This is a genomic window from Bacillus sp. Bwzl_19 (assembly GCF_054900515.1).
In genome coordinates this window covers 81865-108541 of record NZ_JBUBKZ010000002.1, presented here as the reverse complement: position 1 = coordinate 108541, position 26677 = coordinate 81865, and the positions used below count along the sequence as shown (strand labels likewise).

The 26677-nt window shown below is 47.4% G+C and carries 12 protein-coding genes, 1 tRNA gene, 1 pseudogene and 1 other annotated feature; of the genes and pseudogenes, 2 read left to right on the top strand and 12 right to left on the bottom strand.

Translation table 11 applies throughout. From position 1 onward, the window contains the following. Positions 1-9 precede the first annotated feature (9 nt). The 4 genes and pseudogenes from ACW5MY_RS20050 to ACW5MY_RS20035 all read right to left on the bottom strand — a co-directional run bounded on the left by ACW5MY_RS20050 (position 10) and on the right by ACW5MY_RS20035 (position 12091). Positions 10-7637: pseudogene (locus ACW5MY_RS20050) on the bottom strand (amino acid adenylation domain-containing protein). A gap of 488 nt (positions 7638-8125) precedes the next feature. Then, positions 8126-9601, bottom strand: a complete 1476-nt coding sequence (dacB, locus tag ACW5MY_RS20045) for a D-alanyl-D-alanine carboxypeptidase/D-alanyl-D-alanine endopeptidase (RefSeq protein ID WP_013352477.1) — start codon at positions 9599-9601, stop codon at positions 8126-8128. Between the two features lie 18 nt (positions 9602-9619). Further along, complete coding sequence (locus ACW5MY_RS20040; protein WP_013352478.1) at positions 9620-10588, bottom strand: aldose 1-epimerase; 969 nt, start codon at positions 10586-10588, stop codon at positions 9620-9622. A gap of 114 nt (positions 10589-10702) precedes the next feature. Further along, complete coding sequence (locus tag ACW5MY_RS20035; protein WP_013352479.1) at positions 10703-12091, bottom strand: MATE family efflux transporter; 1389 nt, start codon at positions 12089-12091, stop codon at positions 10703-10705. A 228-nt stretch (positions 12092-12319) separates the two neighbouring features. Between ACW5MY_RS20035 and ACW5MY_RS20030 the strand changes: the two genes are divergently transcribed. Beyond that, the gene (locus ACW5MY_RS20030; RefSeq protein WP_013352480.1) at positions 12320-12862 is read left to right on the top strand and encodes an IseA DL-endopeptidase inhibitor family protein; all 543 of its coding nucleotides are present in this window, start codon (positions 12320-12322) and stop codon (positions 12860-12862) included. Between the two features lie 130 nt (positions 12863-12992). Here ACW5MY_RS20030 and ACW5MY_RS20025 read toward each other — a convergent pair. The 3 genes from ACW5MY_RS20025 to ACW5MY_RS20015 all read right to left on the bottom strand — a co-directional run bounded on the left by ACW5MY_RS20025 (position 12993) and on the right by ACW5MY_RS20015 (position 14199). Further along, positions 12993-13065: transfer RNA gene (locus tag ACW5MY_RS20025), tRNA-Arg, on the bottom strand. A gap of 42 nt (positions 13066-13107) precedes the next feature. Beyond that, a complete protein-coding gene (locus tag ACW5MY_RS20020; protein WP_013352481.1) occupies positions 13108-13653 on the bottom strand; it encodes a site-specific integrase in 546 nt (181 codons plus the stop codon). 315 nt (positions 13654-13968) lie between these two features. Further along, positions 13969-14199 (bottom strand): excisionase family DNA-binding protein, encoded by a 231-nt coding sequence (locus ACW5MY_RS20015; RefSeq protein ID WP_013352482.1) that lies wholly within the window; start codon positions 14197-14199, stop codon positions 13969-13971. Between the two features lie 243 nt (positions 14200-14442). Here ACW5MY_RS20015 and ggt point away from each other — a divergent pair, with 243 nt between their 5' ends. Then, positions 14443-16215: a gamma-glutamyltransferase gene (ggt, locus tag ACW5MY_RS20010; protein ID WP_013352483.1), complete on the top strand. Its 1773-nt coding sequence runs from the start codon at positions 14443-14445 to the stop codon at positions 16213-16215. A 46-nt stretch (positions 16216-16261) separates the two neighbouring features. On the opposite strand, the gene ACW5MY_RS20005 is transcribed toward ggt, so the two are convergent. From ACW5MY_RS20005 to gltB, 5 genes are all read right to left on the bottom strand, one after another. Further along, positions 16262-17437: an MFS transporter gene (locus ACW5MY_RS20005; RefSeq protein WP_462061943.1), complete on the bottom strand. Its 1176-nt coding sequence runs from the start codon at positions 17435-17437 to the stop codon at positions 16262-16264. A 137-nt stretch (positions 17438-17574) separates the two neighbouring features. Next, entirely contained in the window at positions 17575-17877 is a 303-nt protein-coding gene (locus tag ACW5MY_RS20000) for an ArsR/SmtB family transcription factor (protein WP_007407355.1), read from the bottom strand. Positions 17878-17908: 31 nt separating this feature from the next. Continuing rightward, positions 17909-19837, bottom strand: a complete 1929-nt coding sequence (gene thrS, locus ACW5MY_RS19995; protein WP_013352485.1) for a threonine--tRNA ligase — start codon at positions 19835-19837, stop codon at positions 17909-17911. Between the two features lie 52 nt (positions 19838-19889). Beyond that, positions 19890-20113: a binding site (T-box leader), on the bottom strand. A 361-nt stretch (positions 20114-20474) separates the two neighbouring features. After that, positions 20475-21956 (bottom strand): glutamate synthase small subunit, encoded by a 1482-nt coding sequence (gltD, locus tag ACW5MY_RS19990; RefSeq protein ID WP_014470321.1) that lies wholly within the window; start codon positions 21954-21956, stop codon positions 20475-20477. Between the two features lie 16 nt (positions 21957-21972). Further along, complete coding sequence (gene gltB, locus ACW5MY_RS19985; protein WP_014471884.1) at positions 21973-26532, bottom strand: glutamate synthase large subunit; 4560 nt, start codon at positions 26530-26532, stop codon at positions 21973-21975. Between the last annotated feature and the right edge of the window lie 145 nt (positions 26533-26677).

Below are 26677 nucleotides of genomic sequence, written 5' to 3'. Positions count from 1 at the left end.
CGCTCGGTTTTAGTGAAAGCTGAGTAAGTCGGCAATATCCTGTAATGCTTCCTCAGTCAGCTCCCGATCATCAAAATCAGTGACCGTTTTCTCCGTATCGGTTTTGCCGAGGCAGTGTTCCGACAGTTTCAAGAGAAAATACCGGCAGCTTTCGGACAGCCGTTCGATCGTATCTTGCCGGAAGCGTCCTGTATCATAGGACATGTTAACGGTTATCCGGCCTTGTGCCGCAATCGCGCTGATCTCAAGTGACTGCTCCCGTTTCCATGTATCCGTCATATCATCTCCGCCTCCCAAAGGAGAAAACAGAAATGCGTCAGGCTGTTCGGTTTCTGCCGGATTCCCGCCGGGCGCATCGAATTGTCCGAGATAGTTAAAGCTGATCTCAGGTGCTTTCCCGAAGGTCATCCCGGCAAGCTTCGGCGGGGTCAAATATTTGAGGACGCCGTATCCGTTCCCTTTCTCCGGAATGCGCCGCAATGTGTCTTTGACAGTTTTCAATGTGCGAATTTCATATTCTTCAAGAGGTTCATAAGCCCCGCTCCGGAAAAGCACCGGGTAAATGGAAGTGAACCACCCTACCGTTCTGCTGATATCCGCACCGCCCTGCTCCGTTTGGCGTCCGTGTCCTTCAAGGGCAATTTTCAAAGCATGCCGCGGCGACCATTTTTGAACAGCCAGTACGGCGGAAGCCAAAAGTATATCTTGCGTATCCGTATTGTAGGCGCTGTGCACATCTCTCAGCAGGGCGTCTGTTTCACTTTCCGTCAATGTGAAAGATACCGTGTTTCGTTTTTTCGCAGAAGCTTGATATAGATCTGCCTGCTCGTAAGGGAGACTTTCTGTTTCATAGTGTTCAATCTCCCGCCAATACTCCGCCTGCTGAAGCAGCTGCCGGCTTTCGGCGTAATCGGCCAGCTGCTCCGTATATGTTTTGAATGACACTGTTTTCGGAGGAAGATTGATTTCCTTTCCTGAAGCCGCCTGTTCATAGACAGAAGCCAAGTCTTCCAGTAAAATCCGCCATGACATCCCGTCGACGGCGAGATGATGGACGGAAAGAAATAAGTAATCTTCCGATTCAGAGCGGAACAGCCCCGCCTGTACCAGCGGCCCGTTCTCTAAATCCATGTTTCTTTGAAGCTCTGAAACGCGGCGCTTTATAAAACGTTCTTTTTCATGCTCTTCGCCTGACACTTCTAAAATAGCCAGGTTGTAAAGCTGCTCATCTGCGAGATCAGCCGGTCTGTTGAAGAGGAAAAAGCCTTTCTCTCCATCTTTTTTGCACACAAGTCGCAAGGCATCATGATGAACGGTAATGGCTTTTAACGTTTTCCTTAAGGCCTCTTCATCTATTGGATTTTTTCTCGTCAGCATAACGGATTGGTTAAAATGGTTTGCTTCCGTCATGTCTTGTGTGAAGAACCATTTTTGAACAGGCGACCACTTCACTTCTCCTTGTGCGGGAGCTTGGCTGACCGGCTGCCGCTCTGTACGGACATAAGGCGCCAGCTCTTTAATTGTAGGCCGGCTGAAAATGTCTTTTACAGCTATCTGTTTTCCTGCCTGGTGTAATCGTGCCGATACTTGCAGGGCTTTGATGGAATCGCCGCCAAGCTCAAAAAATGATTGATCCGCTGCAATATTTTCAGTTCCGAGCACTTCGCTCCAAATCGCTGCCAGCTCTTTTTCAATGGCGCCGGCAGGTTCCGTAAACGCCCGTCCCGTCTGTGCTTTTTTCCGCGGCTCAGGAAGCGCGCGGCGGTCAAGCTTCCCGTTTGGTGTGACAGGCAGTGACTCAAGCGTTTCAAAGAACGCCGGCACCATATAAGCGGGCATTTCATTTCTGAGCGCCTGCTGCACGGTTTCGCTGTCTGTTCCTTCTTCTGTCACGATATAAGCGCATAGTTCCGTTTGGCCTGCTGATGCGGGCTGAGCGGTGACGGCTGCTTCTTTAACGCCTTTTATGCCTGTTAAGGCGGCCTCAATTTCTTTCAGCTCCACCCGGTAGCCTCTGATTTTGACTTGCTCGTCCATTCGGCCGATATATTGCAGCGTGCCGTCCGGCAGCCATTTTGCCAGATCGCCCGTCCGGTACATGCGCTGATTCTTACGAAACGGATCTTGGACGAAGGCTTGAGCCGTTTGCTGAGGAAGATTACGGTACCCTCTTGCAAGGCCGGAACCCGAGATGCAAAGTTCCCCTGTTACACCGATCGGCTGCGGATGATCTCCGTTTAAAATATAAACTTGTGAATGATCAATCGGCCGGCCGATCGTAATGTCCTCATTTTGTTCTATATGCCTTGCCGCTGTAGTAGCGACGCTGTTTTCCGTCGGGCCGTACTCGTTGGCAAGCTCCGTATGAGGACAAACCGATAAACTGCGGCTGATAATGTTTTGATCGACAGCTTCTCCCGCTAATGTGACAAACCGGAGAGACTCGGCATCTCCCGGCTCTAGTACGTCAAGCAGTGTACGGTACAGCACAGGAACAATAATCATGTGTGTGATGCGCTGCGAAGCGAGATAGTGTTTAATGGCAAGAATATCTTTCGCTTCATCTTCAGCTAAAACGGCCACTTTCGCACCGGAAATCAGCGGTGTGAACATACTTGTTACAAATCCGTCAAAGGAAAATGAAAAGAGCTGAAGAACGGTATCTTTCTCATTCAGATCATAAAAACTGCTTCGCCATTGAAGCGTTTGGCTGACGGATCGATGTTCAACCATCACCCCTTTCGGCCTTCCTGTCGTCCCGGACGTATAAATGATGTAAGCCAAATCCCCCGGCGCTGACAGTGACTGAACCGGTGAAGCGTCCGATTCTTTTATATCTTCCAGCGCGAGTACTTCACCGTTGAAACCGTCAGGCACTTGATCTATCGCATCGTCTACGGTAAGGAGAAGCGCTGTGCCGCTGTCTGCGATGATATATTGCTTGCGATCCTCAGGATATTCAGGATCTATCGGGACGTAGGCGCCTCCTGCTTTCCAAACTCCGAAGACTGCCGCGGCTTGTTCCGGTGATCTTGGTATCACAATGCCGACGGCGGCATCTGGTCCGATCTGCCGTTTTTGCAGAGCTCTGGCGATTTTATTCGACCATTCATCTAATTCTTTATATGTGACTGACTTATCCCCGCTGATAAGAGCCGCCCTATCAGGTGTTTTTCGCGCCTGGGTGATGAACAGTTCATGAACTGTGTTTTCCGGCAGCTGTTTATCCGTCATGCCGTTAAAGTCTGAAAGAATCCGGTTTCGTTCCGGGACAGTCAGCATATTGATCTCCCGTAAAGAGGATTCCGGTTCACGGACAATGTGTTCAAGCATCGTCAAAAAGTGGGAAGCCCAGCGCTCCATCGTTTCTTTTCGGAATAGAGCCGACGCATATTCAAACAGAAAATGAATCTGTCCCCCGCCTTCAGAAGCCTGCAAAGTGAAATCAAATTTGGAAACCGGGCGGGACATGTCCGCAGGCTGAATATGCAAATCGTCCAGCAGCAGTTCCGCATGCTCCATATTCTGAACGACAAGCATCGCATCAAACAGCGGATTGCGGCTTGTGTCACGCTGCACGCCGAGCCGTTCCACAAGCTCTTCGAACGGGTAGTCCTGATGCTCGTACGCTTCAAGCGCGGCCTGGCGGACTTCCGCCAAGTAATCGGTGAACCGTTTGTCCGCTTTCGGCTCCGTTCTGATGGCGAGCGTGTTGACGAACATCCCGAGAATCGGTTCAAGGTCTTTGTGCGGGCGCCCGGCAATCGGCGAGCCGACGATAATATCTTCCTGCCCGCTCAGACGCGCGAGTAACGTATTGTACGCGGCAAGAAGCACCATATACAAAGTGGAGCCGTGATCCCGGGCGATGCGGTGAAGTCCGGATGCCGTTTCAGCGTCAAGCGCGCACGATACCGTGCCGCCCGCAAAGCTTCTGACAGCCGGACGGGGCTTGTCAGCCGGCAGTTCAAGCACCGGAAGCTCTCCTTCAAGCCGCTTCAGCCAATAGTCTTCCTGTTTCCGGTACCCTTCTTTCTGTTGAAATTCCCGCTGCCAGACGGCATAGTCTTTATATTGAAGGCGCATCGGCGCAAGCGTACGGCCGGCGTACAGCTCGCCGAATTCTTTAATCAGGGTGTTGACGGACACACCGTCTGAAATAATGTGATGCATATCCGTCAATAAAAGATGGCGTTCATCCGATTCTTTCACGAGGGCCGCACGGAAGAACGGCGCTTCATCCAGACGGAACGGCCGGACAAATGCGTCAGCTGACCCGGCATCCTCCAGCTGAAACGGCACGCTGGCATGGATGCGCTGCACCGGTTCGCCGTCAGGCCCCGTTTCAAAGGACGTTCTGAGCGAGTCATGCCGCTCAACAAGCTGCCGGAACGTCTCCTCCAGCCGCACGCGGTCAAGCGGGCCCGTCAGTTCCAGCACAGCCGGCATATTGTAGCCGACACCGCCGTCTTCAAGCTGCTGGAGCACATACATCCGTTTCTGTGCCGAAGACACCGGATAGATGGCCTGTGTTTTTGCAGGCTGAATCGCTTCATACGGGCTCTCTTCGAGGTCCTGAATGACCGAAGCGAGCTCTTCCACCGTCGGCCGGGCGAAGATGTCCTGTAACGGCACCTGAACGCCGAACTCTTTGGCGATGCGGGAGACGAGAGCCGTCGCTTTCAGCGAATGGCCGCCCCGCTCAAAAAAGTGATCCCGGATGCCGACGGGGCCGTTTTTCAGCACCTCTTCCCAAAGGGCGCAAAGCTTCATTTCCGTGACGTTCCGCGGTGCGGTGTACGCCTGTCTGTCTGCCGCTCCGTCAGGAGCCGGCAGCGCGCGGCGGTCAAGCTTTCCGCTCGGCGTGACCGGCCACTCGGTCATCTCTATGAACTGAGCCGGCATCATGTAAGCCGGAAGGCGTGCCGCAAGCTCCGCCCGCACGTCATCGCTTTTTCGGCCTTCGATATAAGCGTAAAGCGCGGTATCGCCGTGGTCGGTCCGGGCGGTGACCGCCGCTTCACGGATGCCGTCAATACGCCGGATCGCCGCTTCGATTTCTCCCGGTTCAATCCGGTAGCCGCGGACTTTCACCTGTCCGTCTGAACGGCCGAGCCATTCGACAAGCCCGTCTTCTGTCCAGCGGGCGATGTCCCCTGTCTGATACATGCGCTCCCCCGGATAAAACGGATCATCGAGAAAACGCTCCTCCGTCAGCTCAGGGCGGTTCAGATAGCCCCGCGCCACACCTGTCCCCGCGATGTACAGCTCTCCGGCCACACCCGCAGGCTGAACGGTTCCTCCGCCGTCTAACACATACAGACGGGCACCCGGAACGGGTTTTCCGATCGGAAGCCTTGTCCTGCCGCTGTCCCGTTTTCGGTCACAGACGTAAAAGGCCGCATCAACCGTCGCTTCTGTCGGCCCGTAGCCGTGAATGAGCACGGTCTCCGGCAAAAGATCGGCAAAACGGGCAGCCGTAAGCGGTGAAAGTGCTTCCCCTCCGGCAAACACGCGAGTCAGTGTTTTGCCGAGGCGGATTCTTGTTTCCTCAGGCTCCGTTTCCAGCGCGTCTAAAAAGCTGTTGACCATCGCCGGAATAAAATGCGCGGTCGTCACCTTTTCAGAGACAAAGGCTTCAATCATCAGGGCAGGATCTTTCTCCCAGCCGGACGGAAGCAGATACACAGAAGCGCCTGACATCGTCCACCAAAACAATTGCCAGATGGAAGCGTCGAAAGAAAAGGATGATTTCAGTACGATGATATCCTCTTCCGTTAACGGAAACTGCCCTTGCATGCCGGATAAAAAGGCTGCGGCCTGTCGGTGTTCAACAGCCACTCCCTTCGGTGTTCCCGTCGAACCGGACGTGTAAATGATATAAGCGAGCGAATCGGCATCCGCTTCTTCAGAGACAGCCCCTGTCTCCGTTTCACCTGTAAGAGCAGAAAGAGAAACGTCAAGCGTCTCACCGGAAAAACCGGAAACGGATAACCCGGACTGTGCAAGCAGGAGACAGGCTCCGCTGTCAGCGAGCATATAACGCAACCTTTCCTCAGGATATTCCGGATCAAGCGGCACATAAGCGCCGCCCGCTTTTAACACGGCAAGCACAGAAATCACCATCTCCGGCGAGCGTTCAGCGAGCACGCCGATGATGCTTTCTTTACAGACGCCTTTTTGACGAAGCTGGACAGCGAGTCTGTCTGTGTACTGATCAAGCTCGGCGTACGTCAGCATACCGCCCGGAAACCGGAGCGCCGGACGATCCGGCGAAAGCGCGGCGCCTCGGGTAAACAGCCCGTGAAGCGTCGGGGCCGGCGGTTCAACCGTTTCTGTTCGGTTAAACTCAGTTAACACCCGTTGTTTTTCTTCTTCATCCGCCATATCAATATGCCGAATCAGCTAATGCGTTTGATTGATTTTTCAGTAAATAAAGCGGATTGATAATCAAAATTCAGCTCAATCAATCCCGTATCTGTCCGCTCCTTAATTAAAATGGAAAGCTCGTTTGCGGTATGCCCGCTGAAAAACATGGCCGTTTCAAAATCGAAGCCCTCTGCCTGACGCCATTCAAGGGGCTGGTACTGCATCGAAATACCGATGATATTTTGCAGGTCGTGATGAACCTGCCTTAATTCATTGACAAAAAGATTGTAAGGATATTTCTGGTGCCGCATAACAGACAGCTGCTCTTTTCCTACACTGCGGACAAAGGACAGGAACTCCGCATCAGGATCTGCCGTCATTCTGATCGGCAGTGTGCTGACAAACATGCCGAGCATATCCTTTTCGAGCTTGGAACCCCGGTTTCCGTAATAAGTACCGATGGCAATATCCTTTTTAGCCGTCAGACGGCTGATGCATATGTATAACGAAGCCATAAACAGAGAGATGATGCTGAGATTATTTTCTTTGCAAAAACGCCGGATTGATTGTTCTAAGGAGTGAGAAAGAGTAATTGTATCTCTGGAAGCTGCAGTGCTTTGTCTAAGGTGAGAGGTTCGTTCCGCCAATGAAAGGTGTTCCGGAACAGTTCGGTACGTTTCAGTCCAAAATGAACGATCTTTTTGAAAACGGGAGGACTGTAAATATTGCTGTTCTTTTTCCATGTAGCTGAGATAGGAAGGTCTGTGATGATCAGTTAAATCCTCGCTCCGCATAATCTTTTGGTAGATATCAATAAGCTGGTTGCCGAGCAGATTGAGCGAGATGCCGTCCATGATAATGTGGTGAAATTTTGAATAAAGCCAAACTTCTTCGTCTGACATGACAAGCAGAGTAAATTGATACAGAGGTGAATGAAACAGCTTGAACGGAACACGCGTCTGTGTGTCAATCCATGCATCCTGCTCTGATTGATCAGTATGAGTAAAATCAACGGTTTCTAAAGAAATCGGCGAATGCCCGGTCAAATACAGCTGGGGTTCTGACCCGTCGCCTTCCGTCAGTTGAAACCTGAGCGAATCATTTTGCAAGATAGAGAAATCTAAAGCACGGCGCAGTACGTCAAAATCGATGTTTCCCCTGAATTTGACGCACGCCGCAAGATTGCAGATACTTGTGCCCGGCTCGAGCAGCTCCGTAAACCACACTCTTCTTTGGGCGTGAGTTAAAGCATAAACAGTATTCTTCAATGGAATCCCTCCGCTTCAATTTAAGAGGATAAGAAAGTGAAATAATTACAATTAAAATTCGACAGCATATGACTAAATCATCCATATAAGCATTATTTTAAAACATATTTTAGAAATCACAATAAAAAATTAAATTTTTTCTAACATTTTTTAGAATATAGTATAATCTCCTTACTTTGATTCTTCATTTCTATTATCTTTATACCATGTAAAACGGTATGTATGCACAATGCAAACCAGTTCTTAAACACTATAATAAGGAATAAAATGTATAATTAATCGCGTCTTTAAAAAGATTTTGCCTCCCGGAAAGAAGTTTTTACGATAAAAATGAAAAATCGGTGAACATATAAGTAAAGAAAGTATAAAAAAAAGCCTAATTTTGCAGATATTACTTTTTGAAAAGATCGATTCATAATGGCAATATAATGTTTTGCAGATCTCGTTCTCCATCAAAAAAAGCCGGATCCTGTAAGGATCGGCTTTTCTTATTGATTTGCCAGCACGACTGCGATTTTGTCTTCAATGTCTTTTCCGTCATCTTCGTCTAGCAGCCCATTTTGAAGCACGGAAAAAATAAGAGTATCTCCTGTTTTTGTATCTGCATAGCCGGCTATCGAACTGACTGACGTTAATGACCCGGTTTTCGCTTTAATTTTGCCTTCTGCCGGAGTATCCTTCAGCCGATTCCGAAGGGTGCCTCCCGTCATTCTGTCACTCGCCCCGGCGACGGGAAGAGAACGAAGGAAAGCCGGGTACCACTTTTCTTTTTGAACCGCATACAAAAGCTCTCCGATTTGGCCGGCGGATACACCGTCAATATGAGAAACACCGGATCCGTCTCTTGCAATCAATTCATCCGGATTCAGCCCGAACGATTTCAGCTCTGATTTCATCACATCTAAGCCCTTTTCCCAGCTGCCCTCGCCTTTTTTCACTTTTCCCATTTCCTTGATCAAAATTTCGGCGTGACCGTTGTTGCTCAGTTTCATAAACGGAATCAATAATTCTGAAAGAGGCATGGATGTCCGTGATGTGACTAGCTTGGTGTGACGGGGCATGCGCCCGGTTTTGACCTTCCCTTTTATTGTGATCCCCTGTTTTTTAAGCGCTTGTTTCCATAAATCTAAAGCATAGGACGACGGATCCCACACTGCAGCCCATTCTTTTGCCTTTGCCGCACCCGCCGGTATGGTTCCCTTTACTGTAATCACATTGCCCCCATGCTCCCGTTCAATGGTCAAATCTTTCTTTTCATCAGAAGCGACGGTCTTCACTTCATTTTTCACGCGAACGACGTCCGTATTGGGGGAAATCGAAATACGCGGTTTTTTACCGGGCTGTTTTGCCGGGCTGATTTCCGCCATCACCGTTCCGGTATCATAATCCTCGTTTGGGGAAGCGGTAAGAGCTGATACTTGCGCGCCATAGTATTGGCCTTCATCGCTCCACGGAAGATCAACTGAATACCTGGTATCGTCATACCACGAATCATCCCCGATCAGTTCTCCTTTAATGACGCGGATGCCTCTTTCTTTGACCTGTTTTGCCATCTTCTCAAAATCAGAAGCCAATAGAGTCGGATCGCCTTTCCCTCTCAGATAAAGGTTTCCGTGCAGCTGTTTCCCTTTCACGGCGCCATCTGCCCGTACTTCTGTCTTAAACCTGTAATCTTCTCCGAGCACAGAAAGCGCCGCAGATGCCGTCAGCAGCTTCATCAGTGATGCGGGCCTCAGCCGCATATCTTCCCCGCTTGCGAACAGCACTTCTCCCGTTTTTGCTGATTGTACACTGACACCCGCTGCAGCGCCTTTTAAAGCAGGCTCTTCATTCAGAATTTGTTGCAGCTCTTTTTGCAAAGCATTTTTTTGTTCGGCCGCTTTGGCGGAATCATCAATATAAGGAACTGCGGCTATAATCAAAAGCAGAATCACCGCGCTCAAGCGTTTGACATATGTTTTCAATATTATCCCGCCTCTTTCCTATTCTTCGTCATGCAAAATGGTGATCCGGGATGTCGCAGCCACTTCTTCGCCCGGTTTCAGAATCTGAAGCCCTGTCAGTGATGCAGGCTGATTCAGATTAAACGCATCTGTGACGGAAGTATAAGGCTCGAGACTGACAAACCCTTGCTTACCGTCACCGTTAAATACCACCCAATGCTTGAAAGACGTGTCTGCCTCATACAAAACGGATATCTGCTCATCCGGATGATAAATAACCGCTTCATTATTGCCGCCATTCCGTCCGGAAGAAAGAAAAACATCATCAAATTGCTTATTTTTCAAAGACATCCCCTTACGGAACGCTTCTTTATCAGGAACATCCAATAAACGGCCCGTCGGCACGAAACGTTCATTTAATTCCCACATGCGGTCAGCCGTCAGAAAAAGGCGTGCCCGCTCTTCATTAAAAACGAATGAGGAGTGATAGCCGAGCCCCCACGGAAAAGCCTCCGTTCCCTTATTGATAATCAGCGCGCGCTGGGTAAAGACATTGTCTTTTAATGTATATGTCATCCGCACAATAACATCGTGCGGAAATTGTTTATGGACACGCGGAATCTTTGATAGGTCAATTTCTGTTTCGACTGTCAATTCATCCCCCTCTTCTTTCGCACCCGCCAACTTCCAATGCTGATTGTAAAGAAAGCCGTGAATATGATTATGTTTATCCTCTTCATTTATCTCAAATTGATATGTGCGGCCGTCAAAACGAAACGTCCCGTCCGTAATCCGGTTCGGCGGAAATAAAACGGGAATACCGTACAGCATCGGTGTTTCACGGAATTGTTCCGCAGTTTCCGGTTCTCTCAGAAGCCGCATACCTGTTCTTTTATCCCGAATCGATATGACATTTGAGCCCCATTCAGGCACAATGATACATTCAGCCTGGTCAGTCTCCGCTTTTACAGCTGAAACCCCTAAATAAGTCGTATGTTCAATCTTCATAAGCACCTGCCCTTTCCTTGTTTTCTAGCATGTATAGGAATTCCATTTTCTAAACTCATTTTCCTTCTATAAAAAAACATCGCCCGTATGAACTGAGCGATGTGCTGTAAAACCTTATTGAATCAGCCGGGTAATCTGCTTTTTCTTCCATACAAATCGGTAATACCCGTATTGCAGCAGCAGGCTGACGACGAAAGCCGCCGGATAACCGACCCAGATGCCGAGAATACCGAGTGTTGTGTAATGAGAAAGAATAAAGGCGACAGGCACTTCAATTCCCCAAATTGTAAAAATGCTGATAATCGTCGGCCATAACACCGTACCGCTCGCCCGCATTGTCGCTGAAACAATCTGAGCGTGACCGAAAATCAAATAGCTCCAAAGTGTAATCATAATAAGATTGCGGGCAATATGCAGTGTACCCTGATCTGTTAAAAACAAGGCCAGTATCTGTCGGGTGAAGGTGTAGATCAGCAGAATCAATACCCCGCCAATCAAATAATTCAGGCCGATGCCGACTTTGATGACCTGTTTCAGCCGGCCGAATTGATTAGCCCCTATGGACTGGGCGGCAAAAATTGAAACGGCGATACCGAGGCTTACCGCCGGCATCTGCACATAACTCGCCACTTGGTTGACGACCCCGTAAGCCGCCGTCGCGTTTGATCCGTAATGATTAACAAAAGAGATGACCGCGATTTCAGAAAGTGATACGAGAATCATATTGATACTCGACGGAATACCGAGCCGCAGTAAAAGCGCAAGCAGCTTTCTGTCCATTTTAAGAGAGCGGAAAGCAGCCCGGTCAAATGCCAATGGATGCTTCTTTTTCCTCAAATAAACCATGAGTACGATAAATGTCACGATGTTTGAAATCACCGTTGCATACGCCGATCCGTAAATGCCGAACTTCGGAAGCCCGAAAAGTCCGAGAATCAATAACGGCAATAGCCCTATGTTAATGACTGTACTGACGATTAACGTATAAAACGGGGTCTTTGAATCTCCCGTTCCGCGTAAAAATGTCGTATAAGCAAAATATAAAAACATCAGCGGCATTGCACAAAACAAAATGCGCGCATATCGGACACTGACATCTATTACATTTTCCGGCGTTCCCATCAGCCGTAAAATATCAAGTGTAAACACACTGCCGACAACTGCCAGCACAATCCCGAGCATAAAGGTAAAAGTCAGTGTCGTGCCGACAATCGCCTTCATCCTCTCTTCGTTTTTCGCGCCGTAAGCCTGCCCGATCAGAATGGAACTTCCTGAACCGATTCCGATCGTAAAGGAAATCAGCAGAAAAAACAGCGGAAAAAAAGACGATACGGCGGCAAGCGCATCGACTCCGAGCCACCTTCCGACGAATACCATTCCGACCAATTGGCCGACAGATTGCAATACATTGCTTAAAAGCAGCGGCACTAAAAACAGTGACATCGATCGCCAGACAGATTGGCCGCGGCCTTCCGCTGTCTCCAGATTATCTTGTACTTCCATATGTAGGACTCCTTTTTTGATTTTCTTCCATTTTATTATTCAGCAGACAGCTTGTAAAAACCTTTTGTTCAATGAAACTCTTTATCTTTTTCTTGCGTCTTACATGGAAATAAATCATAAAAATAAAAAGTTCGGAAAATATTTCTGAAAAGGTATTGTAATCTTAACGTAATTATTGTAACATTTGTAACATAAGAGAAAGAGATTCGTTGAAGGAGAGATTAAATCATGAAAAAATGGCTATTATTCCTTACTACTATTACATTGATTCTATCACTGGGCACTGCGGCGACTGCCAAAAATACGCCCAATGACCTTACACAAAAACAAGCACTGCAGCTGGCTCTGTCAGCAAGAGAACATTTCTGGAACACGATGAGCGGAGGCGCGCTTAAATCAAACACAAACTGTACATCTGAACAGTTCGAATATCAAAATATGCAATATGTGTTCATGTGCAAAGAGCTCGGAACAAAAGCGAAAGCCGTAAAATACCTGACACCCGCCTTTACAAAGCAAGCGATTGATAAAGGGCTCAAAGATTACCACTTCACTGTAAAAGACGGCAAATTGGCTGTTCCGGTCGGCGACGGAGACAACCTCCTGAATTGGAAAAAAGCAAAAATGACCCTTCTTTCTAAAAAAGGAAGCGTCCAAACATACCGCTTCACTGTACCGACTCTTGACGGATCTCCGTCAGCAAAACGCGACGTTACATTTGTAAAAGAAAACAACGTTTGGAAAGTCAACCAATTTGATGCTATTATATAAAGAAAAGCCCGCTTACAGCGGGCTTTTTTCCATGGGTTCTTACCCAGAACTCACAAAAAAAGAAAAACCCCTGTATAACAAGGGTTTTTCTTTTTTAGACTATTAATCTGCACCTTTTTATATAAAAAAACGCTCTAGGAGAGATTCGAACTCCCGACCTGCAGTTTAGGAAACTGCTGCACTATCCGCTGTGCTACTAGAGCCTGCTTCTATTATAGTAACGCTGGCGGCTGTTTTTTTCAAGCCTACAGTCCTCCGAATACTTTATAGGCGGCTCTCGTCGTATCTTCATCTATTCCGATATAACGCATCGTAATAGACGGAGAAGAATGGTTTAATATCCGCTGGAGTTCAGCAATATCTTTCGTCCGCTGATAAAAATGGTACCCGAACGTCTTTCTCAGCGTATGCGTCCCGATTTCCTCCAATCCGCACGCAGCAGCTGCTTCTTTTAAAATTCTGTATGCCTGAATCCGGGAAATGGGCTTGTTCGTCCGTTTCGATTTAAACAAATAGTCATTCTCTTTCATGTCTTTTGTGTAAGCGTATATGTCTGCCTTTAGAGACTCCAATATCAGAATTTTTCTTTTCTTTCTCGTTTTGCTTTCGGTTGCCCAGACATGATCTTTGTTCCTGACATCTCTCACACGAAGCGGCAGAACGTCAGAAATCCTCAGTGCGCTGTTCATGCCGAAAATAAATAAAAAATAATCACGTTCACTTTTCTTCTTTAAATACTGTTTGACTTCCTGGATCTTCTCCAAACTTCGGATCGGCTGTACGATGTGCATCAAAAAACCCCTTATAAATGGTAAAGTAACATATTGAGCTTTATGTTACTATTATAGCCGAAACCCATTGAATGATAAAGGATAAAGCCCCTTATGTAACATAATATACATAGTGTTACATAAGAAGAAATAGACACGTATTTTCAGCGTGATCCTCATAAACACCATTTTTACCCCCGTGACGGGATTTTAACCAAATAGATACACATGGTATTAAAAAATAAAAATAACGCCCTTAAAACGAAATCTGAGCATCCGTTTTTTGAGAACAACCGAAAAAAAGATACAAAAAAAGACACAATATGAAATTGTGTCCTAATCCTCATCTTTTACATCAATATCTTCAGGGAGCGGTTCATTTAAAAACTCCTGAATCATTTCCTTATATTTTTCCAGCTGTTCGAGATGGGTGTGAAATTGTTCCTTGTTGATTAAATATTGCTGTCCGTCATGGACGGCCCTTATTTTATTCGTTAAAACAAGATTATGCACATATTCTTCAGGAAGATTGGTAAACTCCGCTGTCTCTTTAATGGTTAAATACATGGCTCACGTTCCTTTCATATGTCATGTGAGTGAATTCTGTTTTGTTTATTGTAGCTTATTTTTTGTCTTTATGCTTGTTTCACAGCTTTTACTGTCCGGTTTCCCATTTATCCCATTCCCGACTGATTACATTCACACAGAAACCCTGACTTTTTGCACACCGGACTATTCCGTTTGTCACTTGTGAAAACACCACATTTTACTTACTCTATAATTGTAAGCGGAAAACAAAGGAGGCAGACTATGAAAAAGAAAAAGTTTATGAATTTCTGTTTTATCGTTCTGCTCAGTGCTTTGCTCACGGCCGGCAGCATCCCTTATCACGCCCAGGCTAAGAAACACCCGTTTTCCTATGATGACTACAAACAGGTGGATGTCGGCAAAGACGGCATGGTCGCCACCGCCCATCCTCTCGCTTCACAAATCGGTGCTGACGTGCTGAAAAAAGGCGGCAATGCAATTGACGCTGCGGTTGCTATTCAATTCGCATTAAACGTAACTGAACCGATGATGTCAGGGATCGGCGGCGGCGGATTTATGATGGTTTATGATGCGAAGACAAAAGACACCACCATTATCGACAGCCGGGAACGCGCACCGGCAGGCGCAACACCGGATATGTTCCTTGACGAAAACGGCAAAGCCATTCCTTTCTCTGAACGGGTTACAAAAGGGACTGCCGTCGGTGTTCCGGGAACATTAAAAGGCCTTGAAAAAGCGCTCGACAAGTGGGGCACACGCTCCATGAAACAACTCATCACCCCTTCCATTGCACTTGCCTCAAAGGGCTTTCCGATTGATTCGGTTTTAGCTGATGCCATCTCAGATTATAAAGACAAATTATCACACACTGCTGCAAAAGACGTGTTTCTTCCGAACGGAGAACCTCTGAAAGAAGGAGACACACTCGTCCAAAAAGACTTAGCCAAAACATTCACTGCCATTAAGTATAAAGGCACAAAAGCATTCTATGACGGAGCATTCACCAAAAAGCTTGCGGAAACAGTGCAGGAATTCGGCGGCTCAATGACAGAAAAGGATATTAAAAACTTCAACGTAACGATTGACGAGCCGATCTGGGGCGATTATCAGGGCTATCATATCGCGACTGCTCCTCCTCCAAGTTCCGGCGGTGTTTTCTTGTTACAAATGCTGAACCTCCTGGATGATTTTAAGCTTTCTCAATATGATATCCGTTCTTGGCAAAAATATCAGCTTCTCGCTGAAACAATGCATTTAGCTTATGCTGACCGGGCTGCATTTGCCGGAGATCCCGAGTTCGTCAACGTTCCTCTCAAAGGTCTCTTGAATCCAGATTATATCAATGCCCGCAGACAGCTGATAGATATTAATAAAGTGAATAAAAAACCGAAAGCCGGCGATCCTTGGGCCTATCAGGAAGGTTCTGCAAACTATAAACAAGTGAAGCAGCCGACTGACAAACAAGAAGGCCAAACGACTCACTTCACGGTAGCCGATCGCTTCGGAAATGTCGTATCTTACACGACAACGATTGAACAGCTGTTCGGTTCCGGCATTATGGTTCCCGGATACGGCGTTGTTTTGAACAATGAATTAACAGACTTCGATGCGGTGCCGGGCGGCGCAAATGAAGTGCAGCCGAATAAACGTCCGCTAAGCAGCATGACCCCGACCATTTTATTTAAAAATAACGAACCTGTCCTGACTGTCGGCTCCCCTGGCGGAGCAACGATTATCTCTTCCGTTCTGCAAACGATCCTGAACAAAGTCGAATACGGCATGGATCTGAAAGCGGCTGTCGAAGAGCCGAGAATTTACACAAACAGCATGACATCCTATCGATATGAAGAAGGAGTGCCGGAAGCCCGCACAAAACTGAACGAAATGGGACATAAATTCGGCGCAAGCCCGGTTGATATCGGAAACGTGCAAAGCATACTAATCGACCGTGAGAACGGCACCTTCACCGGAGTTGCCGACTCAAGCCGAAACGGAGCCGCAATCGGTGTAAACCTGAAAAAATGTGAAAAATAACAAGACAAAAAGCCTCGTTTCTCAAGCTGAGAAATGAGGCTTTTGTTTATTCTGCGCTGTATTCAGATGAAGTTTTTTCAGATGCTAACGATGCAAGCGAAAGCACGCTGCACATCGCAACGATAACACCGGCTGCTCCGATCCATGTCACTGACGCAAGAGACAGATGAGTGACAACAACGCCTCCAATTCCGGCCCCCGCCGCCATAGCCAGCTGCATCACAGACTGGTTAAGGCCAAGTAATACCCCCGATGATTCAGGCTCCATCGTTGCCAAATGATACTGCTGGGCAGGCCCTGATGACCAGGCGGCAAAGGACCAAAATATAAGCACGGCCGCCGCTCCGGCAGCAGAATGTGTAACAAACGACAACAACATGAGCTTGATAGCATGAAGCGCCATTCCGCCGGTTAATGTGACACGCGCCCCCCCTCTGTCTGCGCTGAAACCGCCGGCTTTAGAACCGGCAAGACTGGCGACACCGAAAATAAGCAGCAATGTACTCAGCATTCCGCTGCCGATATGAGTGACGTTCAGTAAATACGGAGAAAGGTACGTATACGCAACTGAATAGCCTCCGAGCCAAAAAAACGTGATGGCCAGGCCGACAGCCACCTTTCGTCTCTTTAAGAGAGAGAATTGCTTGATGAGCGGCACGGGTTTATCCCCTTTTATCTCAGGCAATGCGAAACGTATAATGAACATAGCAATGATTCCGATTGCCGCAATACCGGCGAAGACCATCTTCCAGCCAAAAGCTTCCGACACGGTTCTTCCGATCGGCACACCGATAATAAGTGCTGCCGTAAATCCCATAATGACTGTCGCGAGAGAGCTTGCCTGCTTTCCCGGGGGAGCGATTTTTGCTGCGATCGTAAGCGCGGTAACCACCACAGTTCCCGCTCCAAGCGCCATGATCACCCGAGCTGCAGCAAATAAGGCGTATCCCTGCACAAGAAACGAACTTATATTCCCGATAACAAACAGTCCAAGAGCATAGATCATGAGCTTCCTTCTGTCCAGCCTTGCTGTAAGAGCCATCATGACGGGCGTTCCGATTGCATAAACGAGCGAAAAAATCGTAATCAGCTGCCCTGCCGCTGCTACAGTGACTCCCAAGGAACCAGCAATTTTATCAAGCACCCCGGATATCACATATTCAGACGTCCCCACCAAAAAGCTGATAATCGCCAAAATATAAACCTTCCATGTATTTTGCACATGACACACTCCTTCATAGATGTTTTATATAAAGATATATCGGAATATATCGATATAAAATATTAAAGAAACAAATCGCAATATGTCGATGTAATGTTGGAAAAGAAAACTGAATCCCTTTTCTAAAGGATTCAGCCCTACATTTCGCGCTGAAAATAATCGGCCATCGCCTTTATCGCTTCTTCATCTCTTTTATAATAGGTGTATTTGCCAATCCGTTTTGTTTGGATAAGGCCCGCCCGCTGAAGGATGGAAAGATATTGAGACGCCGTTGACTGTGTCATCTGAAGCTTATCGGTGATCTGACTCACACATACTCCGATCTCATTCATATCAATGCCATCATGCGGGGCGAAATGACGGTCCGGCTCTTTCAGCCATTGTAAAATCTCAAGCCGCGACTCATTAGACAACGCTTTAAAAACATCAATAGGTTTCATACGTATTATTATATCGTGATTTTACGATATGTCAATGTCGATTTACTTCTATCACTTGTTTTGTTTCATTTATGATCCGGGAAATAAAATCACTCACACTCTCTTCAAATGTGTTTTCCTGCCCGTATTGTCTTACGTGTACAGTATGATGACGGCACTCTTGATCCCCCACAACAGCAATATACGGTATTTTTTTCATTTGTGCTTCTCTGATTTTATAGCCGAGTTTTTCATCCCGCTGATCAAGCTCAGCACGGATGCCCGCTTTCTTCATCTGCCGGTGCACCTGTTCTGCGCAGTCCCGGTGTGCGGTGTTTGACACGGGGATGATTTTTGCCTGTACCGGAGCGAGCCATAAAGGGAACGCTCCCCCGTAATGTTCGGTAATGATTCCGAGGAATCTGTCGAGAGATCCGAATACTGCCCGGTGAATGACAACAGGACGCACTTTTTGGTTTTTTTCATCAATATATGTTAAATCAAATTTCTCCGGCATTTGAAAATCCAGCTGGACAGTGGCGCATTGATGGCTTCGGTTCAGCGCATCTTTTATATGAATATCAATTTTCGGTCCGTAAAATGCGCCATCCCCCCGGTTAAACCGAAAATCATATCCCTGTTCTTTTAATACTCTTTCTAATGCGCTCTCAGCCCGGTCCCACAAGTGTTCGCTTCCCATGTAATCTTCCGGTCTCGTTGACAGCTCAATATCATAGGAAAAACCAAATGCGGTGTACACCTCGTGAATCAGCTGCAGCGCTGAAGCGATTTCACTCTCGATCTGCTCCGGCGTTACAAAAATGTGTGCGTCATCCTGGCAGAAAGACCTGACGCGGAGGAGGCCATTGAGCGCCCCGCTGAATTCGTGGCGGTGCACCTGGCCGAACTCAGCCATCCGAATCGGAAGTTCCCGATAAGAACGAAGCCTTTCTTTAAAAATGAGCATGTGGCCGGGGCAGTTCATCGGCTTTAACGCGAAGCGCTGTTGATCGGCTTCAGAGAAATACATATTCTCTTTATAATGATCCCAATGGCCGGATTGCTCCCACAAACGCTGATTCATCATCATAGGGGTGCGCACTTCCTGATAATGATAGGCATCCTGCTTTGAACGCAGAAATGATTCAAGCGTATTTCGGATGAACTGACCGTTCGGCAGATAAAAAGGCATACCCGGCGCTTCTTCTGAAAACATAAAAAGTTGTAATTCCGCTCCCAATTTCCGATGATTTCTCTTCTCAGCCTCTTTCAACAGCTGAAAATGCCTGTTCAGCTCCTTTTTTGAAGCAAAGGCCTTTCCATAGATTCGCTGCATCATTTTTTGATTGCTGTCGCCGCGCCAATAAGCCCCTGATACATGAGTGAGCGAAAAAGCTTTTATCTGTCCGACAGACGCCAAGTGCGGTCCCCGGCATAAATCCACGAATTCGCTCTGACGGTATATACTGACTGTATCAGTCTGCGGAATATCTGCTAAGAGCTCGAGCTTCAGCGGATCGTGCGCAAACAGCTGCTCTGCCTCTTCTCTGGAGATTTCTTCTCTAGTGATTTTCGGATTTTCTGAAATAATCCGGTTCATTTCTTTCTCAATGACGGGCAAATCTTTTTCAGTAATCGTATCATCCATATCAAAATCATAATAAAACCCATTTTCTATAACGGGACCGATTCCTAAACAGACCTTCGGATACAGACGTTTTACAGCTTGCGCCAATACGTGCGCTGCTGTGTGTCTCATCACTTCCAGTCCTTCTTCAGACTGAAAGCTGCACAGTTCAATTTCAGCGTCTTCATGGATGCTTCTTCCAAGGTCATATAACGATCCGTTTACCTTGCCGGCTGCTGACGTCTTTTTCAAACCCGGACTGATGGATTGGGCAATCTCTTCTAACGTAATGCCTTTCTCGTATTCTTTTTGTTTCCCGTTAGGAAAAGTAATCACAATATATGGTTTCTTCACGGTCTGATCTCTCCTTTATTTTTGATAAAAATAAAAACACACTCATCCCAAAGCAAGGGACGAGTGTGTGTCAGACCCGCGGTTCCACCCAAATTCCCGTCACTTCAAGTGACGGCTCATTTTTGCCGTAACGCGGCTATACGGTATCGGCTGCTTTCGTTCACCGATACAGCTCAAAAGGCGGTAAGCTCATTCTTCGTGCCGGGAAGGTCTCAGCCGCGCCCTCCCTCTCTGTATGCCGGTTAGAATGACTCATGTCCTTATCATTGCAGATTCTTTATCAGAAAAAACTTTCTTTTATTATACATAAATTTTCGGAAAAAGAAAGTTTTTTTGAAAAATATCGGTAAGAAAAGGTTGGCGTCTACAGCTTTCCGGTTTTCTCATCTTCCGTTCTGTAATGCTTTTAATCCATTCAGCAGTTCTTCAAACGCCGTAAATGAATGATATCTTCATATCTCTGACTGCTGATTGATTTCTATGAAAATAATCTCTCCAAGCTGTAAAACGAAATTCCATTTGTTATCCTCCATTTCCATCATGTTACCCTTATATGACCAACGCAGGAAGAAAGAGGTTTCGTTTCAATGCAAAAAACCGGCTGATTCCAGCCGGTTTTATAAATAATCCCCTTTGTTTACGGTAAAACAGTGCTCCCCATTAAATAACTGTCGACTTCGCGCGCTGCTTCCCGGCCTTCATTAATCGCCCATACAATCAGGCTTTGGCCCCTTCTCGCATCCCCTGCGGCGAAAACGCCGTCAACATTCGTTTTATAATCCCCATATGCTGCCTGAATTTTATGATTTGCCGAATCGACACCGAACTGTTTCAATAATGGCTGTTCGGTTCCTTCAAAACCGATGGCGATGAACACCAGCTGAGCAGGCCATACTTTTTCCGTTCCCGGCAGTTCATGAAACTCGTACTTTCCGAATTCATTTCTTACTTTTTCCATTTGAACGGTGTGAATCTCTTTTAAGCGGCCCTGTTTATCGGCCACCATTTTTGTCGTCTGAATTGAATATTCTCTCGGGTCTTTGCCGAACTTTGCCTGCGCTTCTTCATAGGCGTATTCAAGGGTAAAGACGTGCGGCTGTTCAGGCCACATATTGTCGTTCGTGCGCGTCTGCGGAAGCTTAGGATGTTTCCCGAACTGGTGCACACTGCGCGCTTTTTGGCGCAGGGCGGTTGCTACGCAGTCAGCTCCTGTATCCCCGCCGCCGATCACGATGACATCTTTCCCTTTAGCGTCTATAAATTGTTTATCTTTGAAATTAGAATCTAAATAGCTTTTCGTCGCCAATGTTAAATAGTCCATTGCGTAATGAACGCCTTTTGCGTCCCGGCCTTCAATCAGCAGATTGCGCTGTTTTTGGGCGCCTGTGCACAAAATGACGGCATCAAATTGTTCTTTGAGCTCATCAGCTGTTATGTCTACGCCGATTTCGGTATTTGTCACAAAATCTATGCCTTCCTGCGTCAAAAGTTTAATCCGGCGTTCGACGACATTTTTCTCAAGCTTCATGCTCGGAATGCCGTACATCAGCAGGCCGCCGGCTCTGTCAGCACGCTCATAGACCGTCACGGAATGTCCCGCTTGGTTCAGCTGATCAGCGCTTGCCAGACCTGCCGGGCCTGAACCGACGATTGCGACTTTCTTTCCTGTGCGTTTCGCAGGAATTCTCGGCTGAATCCATCCGTTTTCAAAACCTTTGTCAATGATCGTCCGCTCGATGTTTTTAATTGAAACAGCCGGATCTGAAATGGCCAGCGTACAAGATCCTTCACAAGGAGCGGGACAGACCCGCCCTGTGAATTCAGGAAAGTTATTCGTTTTCAGAAGACGCTCCAATGCTTCTTTCCAGCGCCCCCGATAGACGAGATCATTCCATTCCGGGATCAGATTGTAAATCGGGCACCCGGATGTAAAACCGTTGATATCAGCGCCGATTTGGCAAAACGGTGTGCCGCAATCCATACACCGTGACCCCTGCCGCTTGGACGCTTCATCTGAAAATGGAGCCGAATATTCTTTCCAATCTTTTAAGCGAGTGAGAGGGTCCCGCTCAGCCGGTTTTTCTCGTTTTTCTTCCATGAATCCAGTTGGTTTCCCCATGTTCCTCTCCCCTTTCTTACTGCACTACCGCTTGTTTTTGATCTTTGGCCGGCGTTTGCTGAGCCTTTGTATTGGCTTCAAAAGCATACATAATTGCGTCTTCTTCTGATAAACCCGCCGCTTTTTGTTCTTCGATGCTGAGGAGCATTTGTTTATAGTTTTTCGGAATGACTTTGATAAAGGTTTGTACGGCTTCTTCCCAATTGTCCAGGAGACCTGCTGCTTTTTTGCTGTTTGTCAGCGCCGAATGCCGTTTCACCATCTCTTTCACTTCTTTGATCTCCGTCTCATCCGTCAGTTTTTCAAATGAAATCATTTCTGTATTGCATTTGCGTTTAAATGCCTTGGCATCATCACAGAGGACGTATGCGATACCGCCTGACATCCCCGCTCCGAAGTTTTTGCCGACCTCACCGAGGACGACAACCCGGCCGCCTGTCATGTATTCACAGCCGTGGTCCCCGATGCCTTCAACAACGACATTGACACCGCTGTTGCGGACTGCAAAACGTTCACCGGCACGCCCGTTAATGTAAGCTTCTCCGCTTGTTGCCCCGTAAAAGGCGACGTTCCCGATAATAACGTTATCATGTGTTTCACAATTGAAGGCATCAGGTGCTTTTACGATAATTTTTCCGCCTGACAGCCCTTTTCCTACGTAGTCATTTGAATCGCCATTCAAATGAAGCGTCATCCCTTTAGGGACAAATGCCCCGAAACTCTGGCCTGCTGACCCTGTGAAATGAAGTCTGATCGTATCATCCGGCAGTCCTTCCGCTCCGTAGCGTTTAGAAATTTCGCTTCCCGTCACGGTTCCGGCTACGCGATTTGTATTATTGATCTTGATGTCAGCTTCCGCTTCCTGACCGGCTTCAATTGCAGCCTGCACTGCCGGAAGAATATCCGTCATATCAAGCGACTGGTCGATTTTATGGTTTTGCGCCGTGCGGAAAGTGCGAATGCCTTCAGGCTGATACAGCAGCGTGGATAAATCAAGCTGCCCCGCTTTCCAATGCGCTTTTGTACGTTCACTGACACGAAGAACGTCAGTACGGCCGATCATTTCATCAAGCGTTTTAAACCCTAACTGCGCCATATATTCACGCACTTCTTCCGCGACAAACAGCATGTAGTTTACGATATGGTCAGGATCGCCCATGAATTTTTTCCGAAGCTCCGGATTTTGCGTCGCGACCCCTACAGGACATGTATCTAAATGGCAGGCGCGCATCATGACGCAGCCGAGAACGACGAGCGGCGCTGTCGCAAAGCCGAATTCCTCCGCTCCTAGCAAGGCGGCCATCACGACATCACGCCCTGTCATCAGCTTACCGTCCGTTTCCAATACCACGCGATCCCGTAAACCGTTCAGCATCAGCGTTTGATGAGCTTCTGCAAGACCCAGCTCCCACGGGAGACCGGTATGTTTAATACTCGTTTTCGGGGAAGCACCCGTTCCGCCATCGTATCCGCTGATGACAATGACATCTGCGGTGCCTTTTGCCACACCGGCTGCAATAGTGCCGACGCCGGCCTTTGATACGAGCTTGACACTGATTCGCGCGTTTCGATTGGCATTTTTCAAATCATGAATCAGCTGCGCCAGATCTTCAATTGAATAAATGTCATGGTGAGGAGGCGGTGAAATCAGCCCGACACCAGGTGTAGAACCGCGGACATCCGCGACCCAAGGATATACTTTGTTGCCCGGAAGCTGGCCGCCTTCTCCCGGCTTCGCTCCTTGCGCCATTTTGATCTGCAATTCATCCGCATTGACGAGATAATGGCTCTTTACCCCGAAACGGCCGGATGCGATCTGTTTAATCGCACTTCTTCTGTCGTCACCATTTTCATCCGGAGCAAAACGTTTCGGGTCTTCGCCGCCTTCTCCGCTGTTGCTTTTTCCGCCAAGCCGGTTCATCGCTATCGCCAAAGCCTCGTGGGCTTCCTTGCTTAATGAACCGAATGACATCGCCCCTGTTTTAAAACGTTTCACGATGGACGCAGCTGATTCAACTTCTTCTAATTTCAAAGGTTTGCGGTCTTCTTGGAAGGCGAACAGATTGCGTAAAAATCCGATTCGTTCTTCATCCGCTACATGAGAATACTGCTTAAACAGGCTGTAATCATTCTTGCGGCACGCCCATTGCAGAGTATGGATGGTTTTCGGATTGAAAGCGTGATGCTCTCCTCCGTTTCGCCATTGGAATTCACTTCCCGGCTCAAGCGTTTGGCTGTAATCATCCTTATATGCCGCTTGATGACGCTGTTTAGCTTCTTGCGCGATAGTTTCGATATCGATTCCGCCAAGCTGGGATGCAGTCCCTGTAAAGTATTTGGCGATCACATCTTCACCAATGCCGACCGCTTCAAAAATTTGCGCGCCTCTGTAACTTTGCACAGTTGAAATCCCCATTTTTGACATCACTTTAACGACGCCTTCTGTCACACTCTTTCCGTATTTGCTGACTGCTTCTTCATACGGAATGTCAAGCCGGCCTTCATCGATTTCCTGCTTATACGTAGCGTAAGTCAAATACGGGTTGACAGCATCGGCCCCATATCCGATGAGAGCCGCAAAGTGATGAACTTCACGCGCTTCGCCTGATTCAACGATAATGCTTGCTTTTGTACGCAGGCCTTGGCGGATCAAATGCTGATGCAGCGCACTGACAGCCAAAAGCGGAGGAATCGGGTACAATTCTTTACTCATTGCTCTGTCAGATAAAATTAACAGAGATACACCTTGCTTGATCGCTTTTTCCGCCTGTTGAAACAAATCCTTCAGGCCTTTCTCAAGATCATCGGAAAACAGCGTGCGGATGTTCTGGCTCTTAATATCTGGATGCACAAGTGTTTTCAGCGCATTAAACTGTTCATTTGATAATACAGGAGTGTACAGTTTTATGCGGCGTGCATTTCTTTCATTCGGATGCAGCAGATCGCCTTCAGCTCCCAGCCAGGTTACCGTAGACGTCACAAGCTGCTCGCGGATCGCGTCAATCGGCGGGTTTGTGACTTGCGCAAACAGCTGTTTAAAGTAATGAAACAGTGATTGGGCGCGGTCGGATAAAACGGCGAGCGGCGCGTCATTTCCCATGGAGCCGAGCGGGTCCTTGCCTTCTTTAATAATAGGAATTAAATATTTCTGAATATCTTCATACGTATAGCCAAACGCCTTTTGACGGACGAGAAGATCATCAAATTGTTCCTCTTCCCGAATTTCCGGATCAGGATTCACTTGAACCAATTCTTCTTCAAGCCATTTTTGATACGGGAATTCATTGGCGATTTCTGTTTTCACTTCTTCATCTGAAATAATCCGGCCTTCCTCTAAGTCAATAAGGAGCATTTTCCCAGGTTCCAGGCGTTTTTTATGAAGAATGTTCTCCTGCTCCACTTCAATAACACCGACCTCAGATGAGAAAATAATATGGTCATCTTTTGTCACATAGTAACGCGCCGGGCGCAGGCCGTTACGGTCAAGGATGGCGCCGATTTGTTTTCCGTCCGTAAATGAAATGGCGGTCGGTCCGTCCCACGGCTCCATTAAAGAGCTGTGATATTCATAAAAAGCCCGTTTCGCTTTAGACATGTGAGTGTTTTCCGTCCATGGTTCCGGAATCAGCATCATTGCCGTATGTGCCGGTTTCCGCCCTGCCATCACGAAAAATTCAAACGCGTTATCAAGGATGGATGAGTCACTGCCCTCGGCATTTAAAATCGGCAGCACTTTATGAAGATCGTCTCCGAAGCTTTCTGAAACGAATTGCTGCTCTCTCGCTCTCATCCAATTGATATTGCCACGGAGCGTATTGATTTCTCCGTTATGGATCAGATAGCGGTTCGGATGGGCCCGTTCCCAGGTAGGAAAGGTATTCGTGCTGAACCGTGAATGCACGAGTGAAAATGCAGATACGAATGTCTCATCCTGCAAATCCAAATAAAACGCGTCAACCTGCTCAGGCGTTAACAAACCCTTATAAACAATAGTCTGGCTTGACAGGCTTGCGAAGTAAAAATCAAGCTGTTCTTGAATGCCCCAATTTTCCGCCTGTTTCCGGATGACATACAGTTTGCGTTCAAAAGCTAGGCTGTCCTGCAAATCGTTTGCGGCACCGATGAATACTTGGCGAACATACGGGCAAGTACTTTGTGCCACTGTTCCGATTTTTCCGACATTAACAGGGACGGTTCTCCAGCCGAGCACGGTCTGTCCTTCCTGCTCAATGAATGTATTCACCTGTTTTTCTATCTTTTTTCTTTCTTCTTCATTTTGCGAGAAAAAGACCATTCCTACCCCGTAACGGCCTTTTTCCGGCAGCTTCATTTCTCCGCACTCTGTCTTAAAAAAAGCATCAGGGATCTGAACCATCAGGCCGGCGCCGTCACCCGTATTCGGGTCACTGCCCTGCCCTCCTCTGTGATCCAGCTGGCAAAGCATCTGCAGTCCTTTTTTGACAATGTCATGTGAAGGTTTCCCTTTTAAATGGGCATACAAGCCGATTCCGCATGCATCATGCTCAAATTCCGGACGGTAGAGACCTTGTGCTTTCGGCATTTGATTGTAAGTCATAATTCCTCTCCCCCGATCAGTTTCCGTTAATTATCGGTCATAAAATCTGACAACTTTAAATTAATTGTAAGTTTTCAAAACAATATAAACAATATATAATTTAGATCAAATACATCTCAAAATGAGATAGATGGGTGTGGACGCA